This is a genomic window from Paraburkholderia sp. HC6.4b (assembly GCF_014200875.1).
Classification (GTDB): Bacteria; Pseudomonadota; Gammaproteobacteria; order Burkholderiales; family Burkholderiaceae; genus Paraburkholderia; species Paraburkholderia tuberum.
Genome location: NZ_JACHDC010000008.1, coordinates 127,010 through 147,133, shown reverse-complemented (window position 1 = coordinate 147,133; position 20,124 = coordinate 127,010). Strand labels below are relative to the sequence as shown.

22 protein-coding genes and 3 pseudogenes are annotated in these 20,124 nt (G+C 60.3%); 14 read left to right on the top strand and 11 right to left on the bottom strand.

Going from position 1 to position 20,124, the window contains the following annotated elements:
- Window positions 1-236 precede the first annotated feature (236 nt).
- Entirely contained in the window at window positions 237-509 is a 273-nt protein-coding gene (locus HDG34_RS39155; RefSeq protein ID WP_260321169.1) for a hypothetical protein, read from the top strand.
- 410 nt (window positions 510-919) lie between these two features.
- On the opposite strand, the pseudogene HDG34_RS39150 reads toward HDG34_RS39155, so the two are convergent.
- Both HDG34_RS39150 and phaP read right to left on the bottom strand, forming a co-directional pair.
- Window positions 920-1,027, bottom strand: a pseudogene (locus HDG34_RS39150) (cold-shock protein); the annotation flags it as partial.
- A gap of 411 nt (window positions 1,028-1,438) precedes the next feature.
- Window positions 1,439-2,011: a TIGR01841 family phasin gene (phaP, locus tag HDG34_RS14355; protein ID WP_184060938.1), complete on the bottom strand. Its 573-nt coding sequence runs from the start codon at window positions 2,009-2,011 to the stop codon at window positions 1,439-1,441.
- 815 nt (window positions 2,012-2,826) lie between these two features.
- Between phaP and HDG34_RS14350 the strand changes: the two genes are divergently transcribed.
- Window positions 2,827-3,090 carry an XRE family transcriptional regulator gene (locus tag HDG34_RS14350; protein ID WP_184060937.1) on the top strand — a complete coding sequence of 88 codons (264 nt, stop codon included), beginning with the start codon at window positions 2,827-2,829 and terminating at the stop codon, window positions 3,088-3,090.
- 23 nt (window positions 3,091-3,113) lie between these two features.
- Here the strand turns inward: HDG34_RS14350 and hfq are convergent, their stop codons facing one another.
- Entirely contained in the window at window positions 3,114-3,407 is a 294-nt protein-coding gene (gene hfq / locus HDG34_RS40155; protein WP_260321168.1) for an RNA chaperone Hfq, read from the bottom strand.
- 68 nt (window positions 3,408-3,475) lie between these two features.
- On the opposite strand from hfq, the pseudogene HDG34_RS39145 reads away from it, so the two are divergent.
- The 3 genes and pseudogenes from HDG34_RS39145 to HDG34_RS14330 all read left to right on the top strand — a co-directional run.
- Window positions 3,476-3,676: pseudogene (locus HDG34_RS39145) on the top strand (cold-shock protein); the annotation flags it as partial.
- A gap of 307 nt (window positions 3,677-3,983) precedes the next feature.
- Complete coding sequence (locus tag HDG34_RS14335) at window positions 3,984-4,163, top strand: DUF2934 domain-containing protein (protein ID WP_184004408.1); 180 nt, start codon at window positions 3,984-3,986, stop codon at window positions 4,161-4,163.
- 548 nt (window positions 4,164-4,711) lie between these two features.
- A complete protein-coding gene (locus HDG34_RS14330; protein ID WP_184060935.1) occupies window positions 4,712-5,101 on the top strand; it encodes a two-component system response regulator in 390 nt (129 codons plus the stop codon).
- 85 nt (window positions 5,102-5,186) lie between these two features.
- On the opposite strand, the pseudogene HDG34_RS39140 reads toward HDG34_RS14330, so the two are convergent.
- The 3 genes and pseudogenes from HDG34_RS39140 to HDG34_RS14320 form a co-directional block, all read right to left on the bottom strand.
- Window positions 5,187-5,710: pseudogene (locus tag HDG34_RS39140) on the bottom strand (error-prone DNA polymerase); the annotation flags it as partial.
- A gap of 60 nt (window positions 5,711-5,770) precedes the next feature.
- Window positions 5,771-6,478 (bottom strand): phosphate signaling complex protein PhoU, encoded by a 708-nt coding sequence (gene phoU / locus HDG34_RS14325; RefSeq protein ID WP_184060934.1) that lies wholly within the window; start codon window positions 6,476-6,478, stop codon window positions 5,771-5,773.
- A 186-nt stretch (window positions 6,479-6,664) separates the two neighbouring features.
- Complete coding sequence (locus tag HDG34_RS14320; RefSeq protein ID WP_184060933.1) at window positions 6,665-7,111, bottom strand: hypothetical protein; 447 nt, start codon at window positions 7,109-7,111, stop codon at window positions 6,665-6,667.
- Between the two features lie 384 nt (window positions 7,112-7,495).
- Here HDG34_RS14320 and HDG34_RS14315 point away from each other — a divergent pair, with 384 nt between their 5' ends.
- Together HDG34_RS14315 and HDG34_RS14310 are read left to right on the top strand one after the other, a co-directional pair.
- Window positions 7,496-7,681 (top strand): DUF3562 domain-containing protein, encoded by a 186-nt coding sequence (locus tag HDG34_RS14315; RefSeq protein ID WP_184060932.1) that lies wholly within the window; start codon window positions 7,496-7,498, stop codon window positions 7,679-7,681.
- A 155-nt stretch (window positions 7,682-7,836) separates the two neighbouring features.
- The gene (locus HDG34_RS14310) at window positions 7,837-8,061 is read left to right on the top strand and encodes a hypothetical protein (protein WP_184060931.1); all 225 of its coding nucleotides are present in this window, start codon (window positions 7,837-7,839) and stop codon (window positions 8,059-8,061) included.
- 22 nt (window positions 8,062-8,083) lie between these two features.
- Here HDG34_RS14310 and HDG34_RS14305 read toward each other — a convergent pair whose 3' ends face one another.
- A complete protein-coding gene (locus HDG34_RS14305) occupies window positions 8,084-8,407 on the bottom strand; it encodes a CHAD domain-containing protein (RefSeq protein WP_184060930.1) in 324 nt (107 codons plus the stop codon).
- 4 nt (window positions 8,408-8,411) lie between these two features.
- Window positions 8,412-8,657: a hypothetical protein gene (locus tag HDG34_RS14300; protein WP_184060929.1), complete on the bottom strand. Its 246-nt coding sequence runs from the start codon at window positions 8,655-8,657 to the stop codon at window positions 8,412-8,414.
- Window positions 8,658-9,095: 438 nt separating this feature from the next.
- On the opposite strand from HDG34_RS14300, the gene HDG34_RS14295 reads away from it, so the two are divergent.
- On the top strand, window positions 9,096-10,001 hold the full coding sequence (locus HDG34_RS14295; protein ID WP_260321167.1) for a dienelactone hydrolase family protein: 906 nt from the start codon (window positions 9,096-9,098) through the stop codon (window positions 9,999-10,001).
- Window positions 10,002-10,460: 459 nt separating this feature from the next.
- On the opposite strand, the gene HDG34_RS14290 is transcribed toward HDG34_RS14295, so the two are convergent.
- A complete protein-coding gene (locus HDG34_RS14290; RefSeq protein ID WP_184060927.1) occupies window positions 10,461-11,342 on the bottom strand; it encodes a GyrI-like domain-containing protein in 882 nt (293 codons plus the stop codon).
- A gap of 312 nt (window positions 11,343-11,654) precedes the next feature.
- Here HDG34_RS14290 and HDG34_RS14285 point away from each other — a divergent pair, with 312 nt between their 5' ends.
- Together HDG34_RS14285 and eutC are read left to right on the top strand one after the other, a co-directional pair.
- Entirely contained in the window at window positions 11,655-13,049 is a 1,395-nt protein-coding gene (locus HDG34_RS14285; RefSeq protein WP_184060926.1) for an ethanolamine ammonia-lyase subunit EutB, read from the top strand.
- Window positions 13,046-13,837, top strand: a complete 792-nt coding sequence (gene eutC, locus HDG34_RS14280) for an ethanolamine ammonia-lyase subunit EutC (protein ID WP_184060925.1) — start codon at window positions 13,046-13,048, stop codon at window positions 13,835-13,837. Before HDG34_RS14285 ends, eutC begins: the two co-directional genes overlap by 4 nt.
- A 31-nt stretch (window positions 13,838-13,868) precedes the next feature.
- On the opposite strand, the gene HDG34_RS14275 is transcribed toward eutC, so the two are convergent.
- Complete coding sequence (locus HDG34_RS14275; RefSeq protein WP_184060924.1) at window positions 13,869-16,304, bottom strand: heavy metal translocating P-type ATPase; 2,436 nt, start codon at window positions 16,302-16,304, stop codon at window positions 13,869-13,871.
- A gap of 81 nt (window positions 16,305-16,385) precedes the next feature.
- Here HDG34_RS14275 and cadR point away from each other — a divergent pair, with 81 nt between their 5' ends.
- Entirely contained in the window at window positions 16,386-16,817 is a 432-nt protein-coding gene (cadR, locus tag HDG34_RS14270) for a Cd(II)/Pb(II)-responsive transcriptional regulator (protein ID WP_184060923.1), read from the top strand.
- Here cadR and HDG34_RS39135 read toward each other — a convergent pair.
- Window positions 16,810-16,947, bottom strand: a complete 138-nt coding sequence (locus HDG34_RS39135) for a hypothetical protein (RefSeq protein ID WP_184060922.1) — start codon at window positions 16,945-16,947, stop codon at window positions 16,810-16,812. The genes cadR and HDG34_RS39135 overlap by 8 nt on opposite strands.
- Here HDG34_RS39135 and HDG34_RS39130 point away from each other — a divergent pair.
- The 3 genes from HDG34_RS39130 to HDG34_RS14250 all read left to right on the top strand — a co-directional run bounded on the left by HDG34_RS39130 (window position 16,940) and on the right by HDG34_RS14250 (window position 20,063).
- Window positions 16,940-17,140: a hypothetical protein gene (locus HDG34_RS39130; RefSeq protein WP_090802271.1), complete on the top strand. Its 201-nt coding sequence runs from the start codon at window positions 16,940-16,942 to the stop codon at window positions 17,138-17,140. The two genes, HDG34_RS39135 and HDG34_RS39130, sit on opposite strands and share 8 nt — an antisense overlap.
- A gap of 23 nt (window positions 17,141-17,163) precedes the next feature.
- Window positions 17,164-18,567 (top strand): ATP-dependent RNA helicase DbpA, encoded by a 1,404-nt coding sequence (gene dbpA, locus HDG34_RS14255; RefSeq protein WP_184056100.1) that lies wholly within the window; start codon window positions 17,164-17,166, stop codon window positions 18,565-18,567.
- A gap of 341 nt (window positions 18,568-18,908) precedes the next feature.
- Window positions 18,909-20,063 carry a pyridoxal phosphate-dependent aminotransferase gene (locus HDG34_RS14250; protein WP_184060921.1) on the top strand — a complete coding sequence of 385 codons (1,155 nt, stop codon included), beginning with the start codon at window positions 18,909-18,911 and terminating at the stop codon, window positions 20,061-20,063.
- Window positions 20,064-20,124 lie beyond the last annotated feature (61 nt).

Sequence of the window (20,124 nt, the reverse complement as noted above, 5' to 3'; positions counted from 1 at the left end):
CGACAGGAGTCGCCCTCAGGCAACGCGGGCGCCGCGGATGTCGATGGTCAGGGTTCGGGCCGGCCTGTGCCGTCGGCCGTCCAGCTCCTGGCAATTCTCTGAGGCCCACTCACCTCGAAATATCCGGTTTCAGAAATCACAAATCCCTGGTCAACATTGCGGGCGTCTGCGGCGTTAAGGAGATGAACGGTGAAAACCGTCCCGTTACCTGAACGGAAAACCTGCTGGAGCGGAACATGAAAAACACGAACGGGCAGTCCCTGCGTTGTCAGGTCGAAAAGTGGCTCGCACCGGCTCCCACGATGCACGTTCATGTAACCAGATTCAGTCGCACCGCAGGGAATGGGAGACGCTACGTGTGCGTCGAAACGTCGTCACCAGCCGGAGCGCGCGCGTTGTTTTTCTTCAGGCACGATGACGGCAGGTGGAGCGTGTTCCCGCCCACTGCCAACAGGCGGAAGTCAACTGCAGAGCACCCTCTCGTGCAGGGGGCCGCCGCCACCTTTTGATGACGGTCACGAGTTCGCCGCGCTCAATCGCGGCGCTCGGGATTCAATCTGGTTTCGGGCCGGTGCACGGCTATCGAGCCGCATTTTCGTAAGATGAGCGAAGTCCACGGACACGTGGGGCGCCACTGCACGGCGCCTCGGCCGTCCCGGCACAAATCGAGCAAGCGTGAGCTATGCAGGTGCAGACCGCCCGAGCGACGGGAACTGAACGAGTTCTGAGTTTTGCTGCTAAGCATCTCGACGCGGCCGCGCCGGGAACGAGCGAAATGTCGAGCGCTCAGAATCGGCGTTTTACCCGGATTGACCCATGTACCACAGCAGACTACAACTTCACTGTCGGAGTCTCGGATAACGTAACTGCGATTGAGCTAAGGCCATTCTTTTGCGTGTCAGCGAGTTGCGCTGAGGTGTTAGCTTGGATAGATTTTCGCTGCCTGCTTACCCTTCGGGCCTTGCTTCCGGCCAAAGCTTACCTTCTGGTTTTCCTGCAGCGATTTGAAGCCTTTTGCCTGAACCTCGGGAAGTGCGCAACAGATCCTCCCACGGTTTTGGATTGGATGGCTTTGACGAAACAATACCCGTTGCGCAATGTTCTCTGAGTGGAAGTCCAATAGGCGCACAGCTCACTCGAACGTCTGAGGCCCCTTTAGCGTTAAGGGGAGATTTCATCGCCCAGTATTCCCAAGTAGTGACTTGCCGCCTCTGTACGAGGCTGTTTTTTTACGTGGGACGTCCGTTCCCGACAAAATTTGAAGAGCACCCGTCTCGGCGCGAGCCTGGTAACAGACGTGGGCGGACATGACGTGCGCCCGAACGGCCGACCAGCGCCCACGAGAGCTGGGCTTGTCCGATAGCGGCCAGGTCGCAGTGTGCGGCCAGGCGCGTTAGGTCGCCGCGCCGTGCGACCACGGGTTCAACGTTCCTTCAAATTATTGCTTCGCCGCTTTTGCTGCTTTCTCGACTGCCTGGTCAGCCGCTTCGGTCACCTCCGATGCGGCTTTTGTTGCGGCGTCCAGGTTACTTTGCGCGACTTCGACTGCCTGCTTCGTGGCCTTTTGCACGCTTTCCTGAGTGGTGTTGGCCAGCGTGATAGCTTGTTTCAGAAATGCGATTGCGGCTTCGGAGCCGACCGGGGCGTTTTGCGCGAGATTCTCGACGAACGATTGAACCTGGCGGCTGACCTCCTGGTACCGCGCATTGACGACCTCTGCCAGTTGCGTTTGCGTGGTCGACGCAATTTCCGCAACCTGACGTTCGTACGTCAGGACCTTCTCCGCCGAGTGCAGCGCCAGCGCATCTTGCAGACCGGTAACTTCCTGTCGGTCCTTCTTCGCCAGCCCGTCTTGCTCGCGTTGGTGCCAATCGGCAAGCGTCGTTTTCGCCGTATCCAGATTCAGTCTGACGAGCTTTTCCTCGCCCTCCAGCATTCTGCTGGCCAGGCCGAAAAAGAAGTCAAGATTAGCTTGCTGCGCTGTAGCAGCCTGTCCCTGAAAATCAGCCATGTTCGCCTCCGGAAGATGTATGCCCAACGCCCAGCATGTTCGGCAACGGTGACCAACTGATGAAGCGCGTCGTATGGAAGCTCCCGAGCAGCTGTATTTTCGACACCGGCTCCGCAGGCGTATTGGTCTTGGCCACGAACCCGTACAACGTCCTCAGCACTGGGCTGCGTAAGGGTGCTCTGCGGACGTCGACAGATGCAGGAACTGCAGACGACGAAAATACAATTACAGGACGGCAGCGGTCGGGGCGCCAATTGAATCTGCCTATCTGGGGCACACTTGAAAAAGGGTGTTTTTTCTCTCGCCGCCACCTGCTGGATGCGTCTGCGTCCTTATTGCGATGGCGCTTTCGCCGGAGACCATCATCGCGATGTGTGACGAGGTCGTGGAACAACGCCGCTCTTTTCCACGCAAGCAGATATTCGCCACTGGAACTTCCCGGACCCGCTGGTGACCAAAGCCGGTGACGCACGAACAGGTGCCGACCTCCGGGTAGGTTTTCCGACAGACCTACGTCTGCGAGCGTTGTCATTGCGCTGCTACTTCACTCGAAGAAAGCGGCGGAGTGACTTCTGGCCACGTACGGGATAGGGAAAACGGTATCCGTGTCGATTACACCGGGCATTTAAAGCGTTAACTCAGAGCGGGGAAGGCGCGCCGCAACGGGCGTTCAGGTGCAGTGAAGTTCACGCGAACGACATGCCAGCCCGAGTGATGGCGTTCGACCGCAAGCATCAACATCGAAGTCGTGTCACACCTTCGTAGCCTGAAGCACGTAGGTTTGGTCACGATGAGTTACAGGAGCATTGCACGTCATGAATCGTCGTCCGAATCTTGATGTACATCTGCAAGGCACTCTCAAACACAACGGCTCCAGGCGGGCCTTCGCTGCACGACTGGACATGACCATCAAGCGCGCCAAGGTGACCTCCGGTCGGGTGGCCAGGTCACTCGGCGTACCGGAACACGAGGTGACCCTTTGGCGCGCCGGAGTTACCGTTCCGAAGAGCACGGATTGTGCGCGCCTTTCTGAACTTCTCGACGTGGACGTCGTCTGGCTATGCGCAGGTCAAGCGTAAGCGACAGCATGTCATGGCAGTTCTCATCGGACACGGCCTCGCACGCGGTTCGGCTTGTCGCCACTCACCGGCACCTCGGTCGGGTCACGTGCCTGGCTCCTGCCATTGACCGGCAACACGGTCGAAGTGGCATGTTTGAAGACAAGTTGCGCACCCGGGCCAGACTCCAGCAGAACTGCAAACTGGTCAAAGGCGGCCAGTTGACCGCTCAGTCTGATGCCGTTCACGAGGAACACGTTTACGGTGGTCTTGTCGTTCACGGGCATCTGCAAAAAATCGTCTTGTACGCCTGGGCGTCCGGTCATGTTCAAGGTCAAGGCGATAGGTCCTTGGATTGTACCGGCGATACCTGAAGCGGCCAGCCTTTTCGATTCTGGACACAATGATGGCAAGCGGTACCGTAAAGTGGTTCAATGATGCGATGGGTTTTGGTTTCATCACGTCGGATGGCAGCGGTGAAGACCTGTTTGCCCTCTTCTCGGGAATCAGCGCAGACGGGTTCAAGTCGCCGCAAGAGAATCAGGAGGTCAGCTTCGACGTGAAGATAGGGCCGAAGGGCAAGCAAGCCGCGGATATCAAGCCAGTCCAGGAGATAGTCTGTCTCTTTGCCGCTTACGGCGCCGGTTCGTCAGGCGTCGTACTTTCAAGGCGGAGTCGGCCAGGAGCGCCTGTCGAAAAAGCAGAATCCGCCACCAAGCGCCGAGATTGGAAGTCAACGCGAAGCGCGGCGCGGCGGCGTCATCACGCATGACTCGGACGCCAATTGCTTCGACACGTTCGTCGGCGTGGGCCTTTCTGCTCCCGCATCGACGCTTTCGCCTTCCGCTGTGAAACTGGCACGCGGAGCAACTTCACGAGTAGCTGCTCGCGAAAAATCTCTGGAGGATTGAGCAATGGACAACGTTTCGCGGGAAGAGAAGATTCGTGTACGGGCCTACGAGCTCCGGGAAAAAGACGGCAGCCCCGACGGTCGCGCCGACGAGTATTGGGAGCAACCCCGCGCACAGATAGAAGAGGAAGAATCCGATGCCGACGGGAGCGGAGCCGACCTAAAGGGGCGGCTGCCGCTGTGACGAAAACTGGAATGGCGCTGACGAAGAGCCGCCATTGACCGCTTGGTCGAGTTGCAATTATTGAAGGCGGAGCGACAGCGGCGCAATGCTCGCAACGAGCCTCTTCGTTGTCGCTTTGCGCCGACCACTCGACGTTCCGGACGCTATCCAGCGTCGCTGGTGTCCTGCCGCACCGCGCTCCTGACCGCGAGGCTGACCTGGCAGGTTAAATGGCGTGCCTCCGCAGCGACACCCTTGTAAGTCTTCTTCATTCCACTGCTGTCAGAGGCGGGCGCATTCATTCCCTCTTCTTCTGCATTTTCGGCTTCGTCTGTTTCTGCGACATATCGCCCGACTTACCCATGGTGTTTGCGCCGGACGCGCCAGATGGTGACTTTGTAGCGCCGCTTGCTTTCGGCGTTCCCATTCCGGTGCCACCCTGGCCTGCACCGGCGCCCCCTCCACCACCTGTTCCCGCACCCTGCGGGTATGCGGCGTCGATGCATGGCCCGTGAACTTTGACCTGCATCAAGCTGCCAAACGACATGTGGCGACTCTTGCAATTGGTCATGACAAGCGTACTGCTGGTAGACGATGATGCGGAGGCTTTGGCCGCGTGGGGCGCGATCTGTGCCACTGACGGATTTGATGTAAGAAGCGCGAGCGACGGCCAGTCAGCATTGGCAATGTTCATCGAATCCCCAGTCGACATAGTGGTCGCCGACTGGCGCATGCCGGTGATGTCGGGCAGCGAACTCTGTCATCGTTTGCGCACGCTGCCTGGACTAGCTGACGTTGCTTTCATACTGGTTTCCGGCGAACCCAGTCCACCGGCCTTCATCAATTACGACGGCTTCCTTCCCAAACCCGTGGACGGACCGGTGTTGCTGGCCACAATGCGACGGCTGCTGGCGGACCACATAACCCATCGCGAGCAACAGCGCCGCAAGACAACGTAGTCGAAAAGCCGCCTCTTGTGCTGACGAGGGAAATCGAAAGATGGCTGTTGAAAGGAAATGCCGATTCCAAAGGCACGTTGGTAAGTCAGCAAAAATTTCTGCTCGCAGTAATCAGGCCGCCAAGCAGGTGAGACATATCGACAAGGCGCTGCGCGACCAGATGTCGAACCTCACCTTCGCATTGCCATGTTCCGTACACGGCAAGTAGCGATGCGCCGAGCGCTTCCTTTCTCTGCTTCTCGAGCAGGCTCGGCTACACGATTACATTCACGTCGCCGGTCTCGTCTTCAAGCGTCACAAACATGACCCCCTTCGCAGTGCCCGGCCGTTGCCGTGCGGTAAAAAGACCGCAGCCTCGTGCGAGCCGCTCGTCGCGATAGGTGCGCAGAGTCGACGCTGGCATCAGCCGGTTTGCGAGCAACTCCGGCCGCAGCAGTTCGAGCGGATGTCGACCAAGCGTAAGACCGACAGACCGAGATAGTCAGCGACGATGCCAGCACTGTGCTCAAGCGACGAGTCCCAAACGCTGATGGCCACATCGACTGGCAGCACCTTGACGCCATGGCGTTGTGCATCCCGTACTAACTGCGAAGGCGAGGAGAAGCGCATCGCTGTCAGTCCGTCTTCGCGACCGATGCGCTCCCTGCTTCGTCCTGCTTTCACGCTCTATCATTGACCGAATGCTTCGCGTTCGAGTTGTTCACGGGAAACGTGGCGCACGTCCTTGCCTTTGACTACGTAGATAATGAATTCCGCTATGTTCGTCGCATGGTCGCCAATGCGTTCGATGGCCTTTGCGATGAAGAGGTAGTCCAGCGCGATGGGGATGATTCGGGGAGCCTCCATCATGTACTTCACCAGCTCATGGACGAACAAACGAAACTGGTCATCGATAGCGTCGTCGTCGCGGACGATTTGTGCTGCGGCAACTGTGTCGAGGCGCGCGAATGCATCAAGCGCACCGCGGAGGATAGTCATGGCCATCTCACCGGATAACGCGATTTCCGCGACATTGATGGTCGGTGCATTGTGGTCTTCTGCAATTCGTCGAGTCCGCTTAGCGACCTTCCGCGCTTCATCCCCAGCACGCTCGAGGTTCGTGACGATCTTCGAAATGGCCATCAGCAGACGCAGGTCGCGTGCAGCCGGCTGGTACCGCGCGATGATGTTGATGCACTCTTCATCGGCCTCCGCTTCGATGGCATTGACTCGACGCTCGTCGGCGATGATTCTGTCGACCAGGTCCAAATCGAGGTGGTTAAGCGCCTGCATCGCATTCATGACTTGCGATTCAACGAAACCGCCCATCTCGAAAACCTTGGACAATACGTGGTTGATGTCAGCGTCGAATCGACTGGAAAGGTGGTTATCGGGCATAGGAATCCGTGCCAGCCAACCCAGCTGTTTTTGTAATCGCCGCGCGGTTTCGTGACCGCTCCATCACGTCATGGCGCGCGTCGTATGGAACAGTGGCCGATGTTCCAGGAACCGTGCAGGAGCATTCAGCGAAGCACAGCGGCGAACCCCGGCCCGCACGGGCAATCCGCTCGGACCGCGGTACAGCTACGATTTTGCTGGTCGACCAGTCTTGACGGTTTCGACCGCAGAAACAGCTGCCAGCAGACCCTCGGCGGTGGGGGCCGAGTCCAGCAAGAGCAGACCAGCGCGAAGAAGCTCGCTTTTTTTTACCGAGACGCCTGCGTCGAGACACTTCTGTTTCAGCGCCGCGATTTTCTCGTAGTCGGACCTCGGCATCGTGAAGCTGTCGCGAACCACCTTCTCTTTCTTCGCGCGTTTCGCTTTCACCTCGGCTGCCGGACTGACTTGCGCTGCCTCAACGGGTTTCGCGCGCTTCTGTTTGCCGGCCTTCGTCGGAGCCGGCTGGGCATCTGGCGCTGCGGCCACGCTCTTCTCATCCGCTGGCTTCTCATCGGCTTTCGCATGGCCGTTGACATTCTTCGGGAAGTGAAAGGCCTTCTTCGTCGGCTTCCTCACGCTGGGTTCACTCATGACCATCTCCAGACTGATTAACGGTATAAACAGTATATACCGTTAATTTGCGATTGCCAGACCGCATTGGAGATGCCGCCCTCATGCCAGGACCATCAAGTTGTCCATACAATCTGTTTGCAAGGCCGTGGACAATTCCCGGGCAAGCGGGACAAGTAGCTGAAAAGATTGATTTTGTGCAGTGCGCGCCGAACATGTGCCTTTCGCAGCTCATCTGTGTCGGGCACCAAGCAGTGGAGTAAGCGCACCAGTGGTCGACAGAACACAAAAGCGTCCCTAAAGACAAAACGAAGCGATAGGTCTATTCAATTTGCATGCGGTTGGGCAGCGTCGTCTAATCGACCTCCCGAAGTTGCCGTTCCTACTCAACGCTAGGAGAGCGCCATGGCCCAGCCCAACGCTGAGGATGTCATCAAGGCTATTGCCTCTGACACCAATACCCCCACCGAGACCGTGTCGAAGCTGTATGAGGACACGCGGGCCGAATACAGCGACGGCGCGCGGGTGATGGATTACATGACAGTTCTCGTGGCCAAGCGTGTTCGCGAGAATTTGCGACATCGGCACTAGGGCCGAATTGACATCAATAACCATCGCGACGCCGTGCAACGCCGCATTCTGCCGCATTGAAGAAGTGCACCGAAAGGCTCCTGCTCCTGTGTCGTTGACGTACCTCATGTGATTGGGTAAGTTCGACTGGTCATAGTTACTACAGGGCGGTGTTGATGGTCGAAGATTACGAAACAACCAGGGAAATCGAAGTCGAGTTGGATGGCACCCGCTATCGGGGCCGCTACCGCGTCATGAGCGGCACGGTTATCGTCTACTTCGAGGACGAAATCAAGTTCGCCAGCCATGACATGAACGGGCCTGACGTAGTTGCTAGATGGCTGCTGACCGACCTGTCGCGACGGGTCGAGTCGAGGAAGCGGAAAGCGTCTGGTAGCTAGAATGATTCAGGAATGGCTGTACTCACGGCCCCACCTGACAGCCTGTACGCAGCATTTCGAGCGCGACCCGTCCGTGGAGTTGCTGCTGCTCCCCCAGATATTTGACTGCCTTCTTCAACGCATGCGGTTCGCCGAGCTGAAAAGCATATTCGCGGAGTAAGGTTTCGCTGGTCACCAAGTCGTTCAAATGGCCAAGGTGCTCCTGGACCTGTGCGAGTTGTTCAATCGCCGCCAGGTAGTGGTCGTCAAGTACCGGCGCGAAGAATTCGAGTGAATATCGCAGCCTCTTCCCCGCGATACGTACATCGTGAAGCGCTGCGTAGTCAGCGTCCCGATTCGAGACCACGCGCCTAACGCGCTTCTTTCAACATCCTGCTGGCTTGCTCCGCGCGCCGCGCCGCAAATTCATCCAGTGGCGTCAGGACAGTTTGTGCACAAATCTGATTTTCGGCGGCGGCCATCGCGTGTTGAACTATCCGTTCAACACCAGCATTTGCGATTGTCCTGTTGCTGAACGATAGGGCATCACTTCGATACCGGTCGACCCGTTCAATAAGAGTTTTAAACTTTTTATTAATAGTCAGGCTGATGAACAATACGTCGACGTGCTGATACTGCTTGAGCTTTTCTTCCTGCTCGCGGAGTCGACATTCAGGCCAAACATCTCCCGCTCAGGAATCAACCTGGGGGCGGCGAAGTGAAATCGGCGCTACGCTCGCGCGCCGACCGCGCTCGGCGACTCCGGACGGCTAAAAGCGACTCGAATCCTCGACTTTCTGGACATGCGCGACCCGGCGAATCGATAAAGTGCCTGCCGTCTGCCGTCTGCCGTCTGCCGTCACCGTCTGTCGTATCACGACAATTCTGTCATTTGCATTGCATTCCTGCCCGGACCGCCTATAACGCTGCATAAATAACTCTGTCCGTACTCATGGGAGACGGCCATGTTCGCAAGTGTGAGAGGCTTGCCGTTCCTTTTGCTAGTCCTTGTGCTCCTTTGCATTCCACGCGTCCCCTACGCGCAGGTGGCGCGAATGGAAGTCATTCCATTCGAGTCGATGACGCTCACAGACGAGCAATTTCTGGCCGGAAGCGAAGACGGCAAGCGCGTGACGATAGCCGGTGAATTGCGGCTGCCTCGATCCGGGACCGACAGGCTGCCCGCCGTCATACTGCTGCACCCGTCTGGGGGTATCGGCGGCCAGATAGCGGACTGGGAGCAGTGGTTCCTGTCGTTGGGCGTTGCCACTTTCGTTGTCGACAGTTTCACGAGCCGAGGCATAGAAAACACAATCAATGACCAGAGTCAGCTTGGCAGACTCGCCCAGACAGAAGACGCGTATCGCGCGCTCAGCCTTATTTCCAAAAACCCTCATGTCGACGCGAGCCGCGTGATGCTAATGGGCTTTTCCCGTGGAGGGCAAGACACGCTCTACGCGAGCATGGTGCGCTTCCAGAAAGCGCATGCCGATGCGTCGACTCCAGGATTTGCAGCCTATGTTCCGCTTTACCCAGACTGCAGTGCCCACTACCTCGATGACGACAACGTATCACAGGCTCCCATTCGCATATTCCATGGAAGCGCAGACAACTATGACCCGGTCGCGCCTTGCAAGGCCTATGTGGAACGGCTGAAAGCCAAGGGGGCGGACGTAGAGCTGACCGAGTTTGCCGGGGTTAATCATATTTTCGATGCGCGCGCCTTCGCACATCCAACCTCCCTGCCGAAAGCGCAAACAGTGCGCAATTGTGCATGGGAAGAACGCAGTGCGGGACATTTGCTTAACGTCAAAAGCAACCTGCCGTTCTCATATGCGGACCCCTGTGTCGAACGGGGCGTGACAATCGGGTACGACGAGAGCGCGACGGAGCAAACGAAGAAGGCAATAGCCAACCTGGTTACCACTACGCTTAAGCCGACACCGACACGTGCCCCGTGATTCCGTTGAGACTGGCGGGAACAGCATTGCTTTGGGCTGTTACGTAAAACGCGCGGAGATTTGCTTTCTGCGAGATCTTCTTCAAAAAATGGCCTTCCACTCGAGGCCACTTATCCACATCCCCCTTTGGAAAACTTTTGTAAAAACAGCCGAACACATTGTGGGCGAAACCTTGATAAATGCGCCGCGGTAACCGGTCGGCTAAAAATTCTCCCTGGCTCCGTTAACCTGTCCGCTCGCGCTCCCAAGGGTTATCGATTCTGCAGCGCATTGATCCGTAAACGAACTTCCACGTTATCCACAGCCGAACGCCCCACTTGTTAACTATTACTACGTATACATATATAAAGACTATAAAAACCGGAGAAGCACGCCGAAACACGCGCAACGTATACGCACATAACGACAGCAACATCGCAGGACGCAGAACCAGCGAGCACCAACCCAGCCACCCACACCTCACCCCAACGGCAAACAAATCTCCGTAACCAACTCCGCAGGCGCAGTCTCCTTGGGACTGTTCAAATACTCCTCAAACACCGGCGCATCCGCTGCCTCCCTCCCAGACTGCACGAGCCAGGTCCCGTACAACCACTCATAAGCCGCTCGCATATCGCTATACGGCCCCACATGCCGCAACACCGCATATTCCCCACCGCGTATACGCGTGGCAGAAACCGCCCCACCCATCCCAACAGCCGAAGCCACTTCAGCCATCACAGGCCCCGGCAACAACACACCCGCCTTCGATCGCAACGCCTTCTCCTCGACCACTCCCGGATCATCGAAGTAAACCCCGATCATCCGCATCTGCGCCTCGAGCAAAGTATGTTTCGCAAGCCACCCCAACAAAGCATCAAAAGCCTTTCCGATCTGCATATAAGGTCCGACATGATCGACCGACAAAATCTCCATCGGCTCCACATAACGAATCACGACCTCACGAATCATCGTCATCTGATCGTCTCCTGAAAGCGCCGGCCGAAACCGGCTATGCGTGCCTTGCCTGCGATACTGCGCCGGCGGCACACCAAACACCGCGCGAAACGTCCGCGAAAAAGACTGCAAACTTCTATACCCCGAACGCTCGGCAATCTGAGCAATCGGCATCGAACTACTCGCAAGAAAACCCGCTGCGCGATGCAACCGTAAACGCCGCACGGTCGTCGCGACCGTCTCGCCATACATCGCCTGATAAATCCGGTGCCAGTGATACGGCGACAGACACGCAATCTCCGCAAGCCGTCCTATATCGATCGGTTCGTCGAGGTGATCGTAGATATGGTCGAGCACGCGTGCGAGTCGCGTCTCGTAACGAGCCCGATGGTCTGATTCGTTCATGACTGGACCGCAGAAAATTGGCGCGAGAGGATGCGAACAAAGTATCACGTCAGCGAGTGTCGGCCGTTTACCAAATCCTGCGGATTTCAAGCGGTGCGCACAAAGGGGATTGAGCGCCTGTTGACCGCGCCCCGTGGACGCGAGCAGGAGCGCCAAACACAGCATCGGCAAACAGCCCCAATCTCCGCAACGTGACGCTGCCGCCGTTTGGCGTTATCGTGTAGTGCGCAGCACCAGCAGCAAGCAACCTGCAGCATGTAACCGCCGTTCCCATTCCTACCCGCGTTCGCGCGAGGCGATGGAGCCGCAAACATGAGCTACACCGAGTCGATCGGCAGTCGCACGTACCGCTTCGCCGACCTGAAGACCCTGCTCGCGAAAGCGAGCCCGCAACGCTCGGGCGACCAGCTCGCAAGCATCGCGGCAGCGAGCGAAGAAGAGCGCGTCGCCGCCAAAATGGCGCTCGCCGAGGTGCCGCTACGCACGTTCCTGAACGAACCGCTGATCCCCTACGAAACCGACGAAGTCACCCGCCTGATCATCGACGATCACTCGCCAGCAGCCTTCGCCGAAATCTCCCATCTGACAGTAGGCGACTTCCGCAATTGGCTACTCAGCACCACAACCGACACCGACGCACTCACCCGCATCACCGAGGGCCTAACACCAGAAATGGTCGCCGCCGTCTCAAAGCTGATGCGCAACCAGGACCTGATCACTGCCGCCCGTAAACGCCCGGTCATCACCCGCTTTCGCAACACGGTCGGTTTACCGGGCCGCATGTCCGTACGCCTGCAACCGAACCACCCAACCGACGACGTCAAAGGCATCGCCGCCTCGATGCTCGACGGCCTGATGTACGGCTGCGGCGACGCGCTGATCGGCATCAACCCCGCGAGCGACAACCTCGCCGCGATCACGAAGCTGCTGCAGATGATCGACGACTTCCGCCAGCGCTTTCAGGTACCGACGCAGTCGTGCGTACTCACGCACGTGACGAGCACGATCGCCGCGATGGAAAAAGGCGCGCCGGTCGATCTCGTATTCCAGTCGATCGCCGGTACCGAAAAAGCGAACGCGAGCTTTGGCATTTCGCTCGCGCTGCTGCAGGAAGCGTACGAGGTGGGGCTGTCGCTACAACGCGGCACCGTCGGCAGCAATCTGATGTACTTCGAAACGGGGCAGGGCAGCGCGTTGTCGGCGGATGCGCATTTCGGCGTTGACCAGCAGACCTGCGAGGCGCGCGCCTATGCGGTCGCGCGCAAGTTCAAGCCGTTTCTGGTGAACACGGTAGTCGGTTTCATCGGCCCCGAGTATTTGTACGATGGCAAGCAGATCACGCGCGCGGGTCTCGAGGATCACTTCTGCGGCAAGCTGCTCGGCGTGCCGATGGGTTGCGACATCTGCTACACGAACCACGCCGAAGCGGACCAGGACGACATGGACAATCTGCTGACGCTGCTCGGCGTAGCGGGCATCAATTTCATCATGGGCGTACCTGGCGCGGACGACGTCATGCTCAACTATCAGAGCACGTCCTTTCACGACGCGCTGTACGTGCGCGACGTGCTCGGTTTGCGCCGGGCGCCGGAATTCGAGGAATGGCTGGAGTCGATGCAGATCATCGACGCACGCGGCGCGTTGATCGGCGCATCGGCGCGGCAACCGCTGCTCGAAGGTGCGCGCGACTGGATGGGGATTGCATGAGCGAGAACGACGCACTCGACAAGGACCCGTGGAGCGCACTGCGTCGGTTTACGCAGGCACGCATCGCGTTGGGCCGAGCGGGCAACAGCCTGCCGACGGCACCATTGCTCGCGTTCAATCTCGCGCATGCGCAGGCGCGCGACGCCGTGCACCATCCGCTCGACGTGGACCCGCTGCACGCACAGCTGCGCGCGCAAGGTTTCAACACGCTCGACGTGCATAGCGCCGCGCCGGATCGCGAGCATTATTTGAGGCGCCCCGATCTTGGGCGGCGTCTGTCGGAGGAGAGTCGCGCGACGCTTGCCCGACTGCCATCGCAATCAAGCGATGTACTGTTTGTGATCGGCGATGGTCTATCGGCGTTCGCCGCATCGAAGCAGGCTGTACCGTTGCTGCAAGCTATACATCCAAAGCTCGCGGGTTGGACCATCGGTCCCGTAGTGGTCGCGCGTCAGGCGCGCGTCGCACTCGGCGACGAGATCGGCGAATTGCTCGACGCGAAAATCGTTGTGATGCTGATCGGCGAGCGGCCGGGTTTGAGTTCACCGGATAGCCTCGGCATCTACGTCACGTACGCGCCGAAAACGGGGTGCAGCGACGCCCAGCGCAACTGCATTTCCAACGTGCGCCCGCAAGGCCTCGACTATCCGCAGGCCGCGCACAAGCTGCACTATCTGCTCACGCAGGCGAGGAAGCTGAGACTGACAGGGGTGGGCTTGAAAGACGACAGCGATGAGCTGCTAGCCAGCGCTCCGACGCATCCTGCCGTGAACGACGGTTCAGCGTAGGAAGCAACGAGCGTAAACCTCGCACGCCCACTCACTTGCGCAACAACCTCAACCCATTGCCCACTACCAGCAAACTCGCACCGACATCTGCGCACACCGCCATCCACATCGTGCCGAAGCCCATCAACGTCAGCACGAGGAACACGCTCTTGATGCCAAGCGCGAGCGCGATGTTCTGCACCAGCACCCCGTACGTCGCCTTTGACAACAGGATAAACGTCGGAATCTTCCGCAGATCGTCGTCCATCAACGCGACGTCGGCGGTTTCGATCGCGGTGTCGGTACCCATCGCACCCATCGCGAAGCCGATGTCAGCGCGCGCGAGCGCGGGCGCATCGTTGATGCCGTCGCCGACCATGCCGACCGTCGCGCCATCGCTCGACCATTGCGTGACCACGTCGAGCTTGTCCTCGGGCAACTGATCGCCGCGCGCTTCATCGACGCCGACCTGCTGCGCGATCGCCGCGGCGGTATGACGGTTGTCGCCGGTCAGCATCGTGGTGCCGACGCCGAGCCGCCGTAATTCGGCGACGGCGGCGCGGCTCGTTTCCTTCACCGTGTCAGCGACCGCGAACAGCGCGAGCACGCGCTGCGCATCGGCGAGCATCACGACGGTTTTGCCGTGCTGTTCGAGCGCATCGAGACGCGCTTCGAGTTGCGGCGAGCAGCGGCCCAACTCTTCGACCAGGCGATGATTGCCGAGCCAGTACGCGATACCGTCGATATCGCCGCGCACGCCGCGTCCAGCGATCGCCTGGAACGCATCGACGTGCAGGTGTTCGACGCCGTCGTCATTGGCGGCAGCAGCGATCGCCATCGAAACAGGGTGGTCGGAGCGGCCCCCGAGGCTTGCCGCAAGCGTGCGGTATCGGAACGTTTCACGCGCGTCACCAACCACCTCAAACTCCGTCTGCACTGGCTTCCCGTGCGTAATCGTCCCGGTCTTATCGAGTGCCAACCGGGTCAGCTTGCGACCCTGTTCGAGATAAACGCCACCCTTGATCAGAATCCCCTTGCGCGCCGCGGCCGCGAGCCCGCTGACGATCGTCACCGGCGTTGAAATCACGAGCGCGCATGGACACGCGATCACGAGCAGCACCAGCGCCTTGTACACCCACGCGTGCCACGCTCCACCGAACACGAGTGGTGGGACCAGAGCGACGGCGAGCGCAATCGCGAACACGATCGGCGTATAAACGCGCGCGAATTCATCGACGAAGCGCTGTGTCGGCGCCTTCGTGCCCTGCGCCTCCTCGACCGCGTGGACGATCCGCGCGAGCATCGTGTTGCCGGCGGCCGCCGTCACTTGATAATCGAACGAGCCCGCCTGGTTGATCGTGCCGGCGAATACGGCGTCGCCCATCGCCTTGTCGACGGGCAGGCTCTCGCCGGTGATCGGCGCCTGATCGACGCTCGAGCGGCCCGCGACGATTTCGCCATCGAGCGCGATCCGCTCGCCCGGCTTCACGCGCACGAGCGTCCCGGGCACGATCGCGTCGACGCGGACGGGCTGCCACGCTCCATCGGGCTGCTGCACGCTGGCCTGTTCGGGCGTGAGCAGCATGAGCCCTTCGATCGCGTTGCGCGCGCGGTCGAGCGAGCGTACCTCGATCAGCTCGGCGATCGTGAAGAGCACCATCACCATTGCGGCTTCGGGCCACTGGCCGAGCAGCGCCGCGCCGGTCACGGCGATGCTCATCAGCGCGTTGATGTTCAAGTTGCCGTTGCGCAGCGCGACCCAGCCCTTGCGATATGTCGTGAGGCCACAGGAGGCAATCGCGACGACCGCCATACCCGCCACCAACCAGGCCGGCGCGCCGAGCCAGCCAGCGGCTTCTGAGGCTCCCGCGACGATGCCGGCGAGGATCAGGGGCCACCACGGCTTGCGCATTGCGTCAGTGGCTGCTTGGGGCACCGCGTCGGCGTTCCCACCCTTTCCGGCGTCGCTTGCCAGTTCGGGCGTGAAGTCGAGCGAGCGCAGGGCGGCGAGGACCGACTCGAGCGCCTCCGGCGCGTGGACGACAGTCAGCACGCGCTGCATCAGGTTGAAGTCCATGCTACGCACGACCGGCATACGGCCGAGTTTCTTGCGGATCAGCGCTTCCTCGGTCGGGCAGTCCATCTGCAGGATGCGGATTGCGGTGCGAAGGTCGTCGCCGAGGGCTTCGGACGGAGGCAGGCGCAGCGACGCAGGCGCAAAAGCGCTAGCGGCGCAGCAAGCGACAGCAGCATGATCATGGGCGTGGCCGTGATCATGACCGTCCTGATGATCGTGCCCTTCATGCCGATCACCGCCGCCCACGTCGGCGCCACAAGCATGTTCACCGCCATGCGAATGCCCACATCCCTCACCCGTGCCCCTGCCGTGATCATGGTCGCGCCGCGCATCAACGTCGCCGCAACCCCCGTGCATACAGGCTTCGTCCAGTTCCGGACGATCGGTGGCAATACGGCAGGTGTCAGGCATTGGTGGCTTCCTCGTGCGATTTGTGGTCTAGTAAACACCCTGAAGCCACTACAAGGTCAAGGCCGCGTGGAGGAAGGGTCCATGAAAATCGGCGAACTGGCGAAAATCGCCCATTGCACGACGGAAACCATCCGTTTCTACGAGAAAGAGCGCCTGCTGCCCGAGGCGGAGCGCACCGAAGCCAATTACCGCAGTTACACGGCAAAGCATGTCGAGCGCCTGCGCTTCATCCGCAATTGCCGCGCGCTCGACATGACTCACGACGAAATCCGCGCATTGCTGCGTCTGACCGACGCGCCGGCGAACGGCTGTGGCGGCATGCATACGCTGGTCGACGAGCACATCGCGCACATCGACACGCGTATCGAAGAACTGCAGCAGCTGAAGGCGCAACTGACGACGCTGCGCGACCTATGCCACGGCGAGCATCCGGTCGAAGACTGCGGCATCGTGCACGGCCTGACCGACATGGATGTGGCCGTGCCGCGTCCGCGGCATACGCATCTCAGCTGACGCCATGCTTGCCGTCGAGCGCAATCGCGTCACGACGCAGCGCCGGCGCGGCAACCCCATACACGGCAAGGCCGCATGTGCGACCTTGCCAATCGATCATCGAATCCAGTTGGAGAATCAACGTGTTCACCTGTAGAAATCAGTCCTGCGGCGCGCAGTGGGAGCAATCCGACGTCGTCATCAAGAACGAAGGCCAGGGGCTGCTGTTCCGCTGCCCGCTGTGCGGCGCGCGCAATTACGTCGAGCGTTTCGACGGCGACAACGGCGCGGTGCTGTACGAGCAGTTGCCGGGCCGCCCCGATCAGGGCCCGATGGCCGAGTAATCGCGATTCCTACAGACGATCCTATGAACAGTCCCACCCCCGCCGGCGCCGCATTCAGCGAGTTGCCGCTACCGCCCGCCACGCTCGCGAACCTGACGCAGCTCGGCTACGTCGAGATGACGCCGATCCAGGCCGCGAGCCTGCCGATCGCGCTCGCCGGTCAAGATCTGATCGCGCAGGCGAAAACCGGCAGCGGCAAGACCGCGGCGTTTTCGCTGGCGCTGCTCGCGCGCCTCGATGTACGCAAATTCGGCACGCAGGCAATGGTGCTGTGCCCGACGCGCGAACTCGCCGATCAGGTCACGCAGGAAATCCGCCGTCTCGCGCGCGCGGAAGAAAACATCAAGGTGCTGACCTTGTGCGGCGGCACGCCGATGCGCCCGCAGACGGCGAGCCTCGAGCACGGCGCGCACGTCGTGGTCGGCACGCCGGGCCGCATCATGGATCACCTCGAACGCGGCAGCCTCGATCTGCAATCGCTGAACACGCTCGTGCTCGACGAAGCCGACCGCATGCTCGACATGGGTTTCTTCGACGACATCGCGAAGGTCGCCAGGCAATGCCCGAAAGAGCGCCAAACGCTGCTGTTTTCGGCGACGTACCCTGAGGGCATCGCGAAGCTGAGCCAGCAATTCCTGCGAAACCCGAAGGAAGTCAAACTCGCCGAGCGGCACGACGACAGCAAGATCCGTCAGCGCTTCTACGAAGTGACCGAAGACGAACGTCTGCACGCGGTCGGTCTGCTGTTGAATCACTATCGTCCGGTCAGCACGATCGCGTTCTGCAACACGAAGCAGCAGTGCCGCGATCTGCTCGACGTGCTGCGCGCGCAGGGCTTCCATGCGCTTGCGCTGCACGGCGAACTCGATCAGCGCGAGCGCGATCAGGTGCTGATCCAGTTCGCGAACCGCAGCTGCTCGGTGCTCGTCGCGACCGACGTCGCCGCGCGCGGCCTCGACATCGCGCAACTCGAAGCGGTGATCAACGTCGACGTGACGCCGGACCCGGAAGTGCACACGCATCGCATCGGCCGCACGGGCCGCGCCGATCAGGAAGGCTGGGCGCTGAGTCTCGCGAGCATGGACGAGATGGGGCGCGTCGGTGGGATCGAGCAGGCGCACAAGCGCGACGTCGAATGGCACAAGCTGGCCGAGCTGAAGGCGGGCAACAACGAACCGCTGCTGCCGCCGATGGAAACGCTGCAGATCCTCGGCGGCCGCAAGGACAAGATCCGTCCCGGCGACGTGCTCGGCGCGCTGACCGGCGACGCCGGCTTCGCGGGCTCGCAGATCGGCAAGATCAACGTGACCGACATGTCGACCTATGTCGCGGTGGAGCGCAGCATCGCGCGCGAGGCGGTGCGCCGGCTCAGCGCGGGCAAGCTGAAGGGGCGCAAGGTCAAGGTTCGTTTGATGGACGAAGCCTGATTCACCCGAAGCTCCGGCTTTCATTGAAAGTCCAATAACTCGAAAAACGGCCGCGTCAGCGGCCGTTTTCGCAACCGGGCCGCTCAGCATCACATTCCTTCATACCTACGCAGTTACCCGCATTCCCCGAAATCCACACCGCGTCCCCGCAAACCATGAACCTGCCGGCTTAGGCCTGCGTCGAGCGGCTTCGCGCGAGCCATGAATAAAACGCATGCCGCGCATGACAAAGTTTCGATTGTGAGCGTTCTTTGGCTGATGCCTAATCACCCCACCGGAAGGAATGCCCCGCCGCCGCCATTCGCGCGGCCGCCGGCGGGTGTAGATAGGGAGAAAGTCTTATGCAGAGCGCCATGCAAGCCCGCTCGAAACTGCCGGACGTCGGCACCACCATTTTTACCGTGATCGGCCAACTGGCCGCGCAACACGATGCGTTGAACCTGTCGCAGGGCGCGCCGAATTTCGCGCCGGACCCGAAGCTCGTCGACGGCGTCGCGCGGGCGATGCGCGCCGGCCACAACCAGTACGCGCCGATGGCCGGCATCGGCGCGCTGCGCGAAGCGCTCGCCGACAAGGTCGAAACGCTGTACGGCGTGCGCTACGACCCCGCCAGCGAGGTGACCGTGCTCGCGAGCGCGAGCGAAGGTCTTTATTCGACGATCAGTGCGCTCGTGCATCCGGGCGACGAAGTGATCTACTTCGAGCCGTCGTTCGACAGCTACGGCCCGATCGTGCGCCTGCAGGGCGCGAAGCCGGTCGCGATCAAGCTGTCGCTCGATCACTTCCGCGTGAACTGGGATGAAGTCGCCGCCGCGATCACGCCGAAGACGCGCATGATCATCGTCAACACACCGCACAATCCGACCGCGACGATTTTTAGCGACGCCGATATCGAGCGGCTGAAGGCGCTCACGCGCAACACCGACATCGTGATTCTGTCCGACGAGGTCTACGAACACGTCGTGTTCGACGGCGCGAAGCATCAGAGCATGGCGCGCCATCAGGAACTCGCCGAGCGCAGCGTGATCGTGTCGTCGTTCGGCAAGTCGTACCACGTGACCGGCTGGCGCGTCGGCTACTGCCTCGCGCCCGCCGCGCTGATGGACGAGATCCGCAAGGTCCATCAGTTCATGGTGTTCTCCGCCGATACGCCGATGCAACACGCGTTCGTCGACGCGCTCGCCAATCGCGACAGCTACCTCGGCCTGTCCGACTTCTATCAGAAGAAACGCGATCTGCTCGCGCATGCGCTGCGCGAATCGCGCTTCGAGCTGTTGCCGAGCGAAGGCAGTTTCTTTATGCTCGCCCGGTTCCGCGGCTTCTCCGATGAAAGCGACAGCGATTTCGTGCTGCGCCTGATCCGCGATGCGCGTGTCGCGACGATTCCGTTGTCGGCGTTCTACACCGACGGCACGGATTCGGGGCTGATTCGCCTGAGTTTCTCGAAGGACGACGCGACGCTGCTCGAAGGCGCGCGGCGTTTGTGTGAAATCTGAGCGCGCGAGAGCACACTCGAAGTATCGAAGTCGTCAAAGTATTCGAAGAATGAAGGGAGAT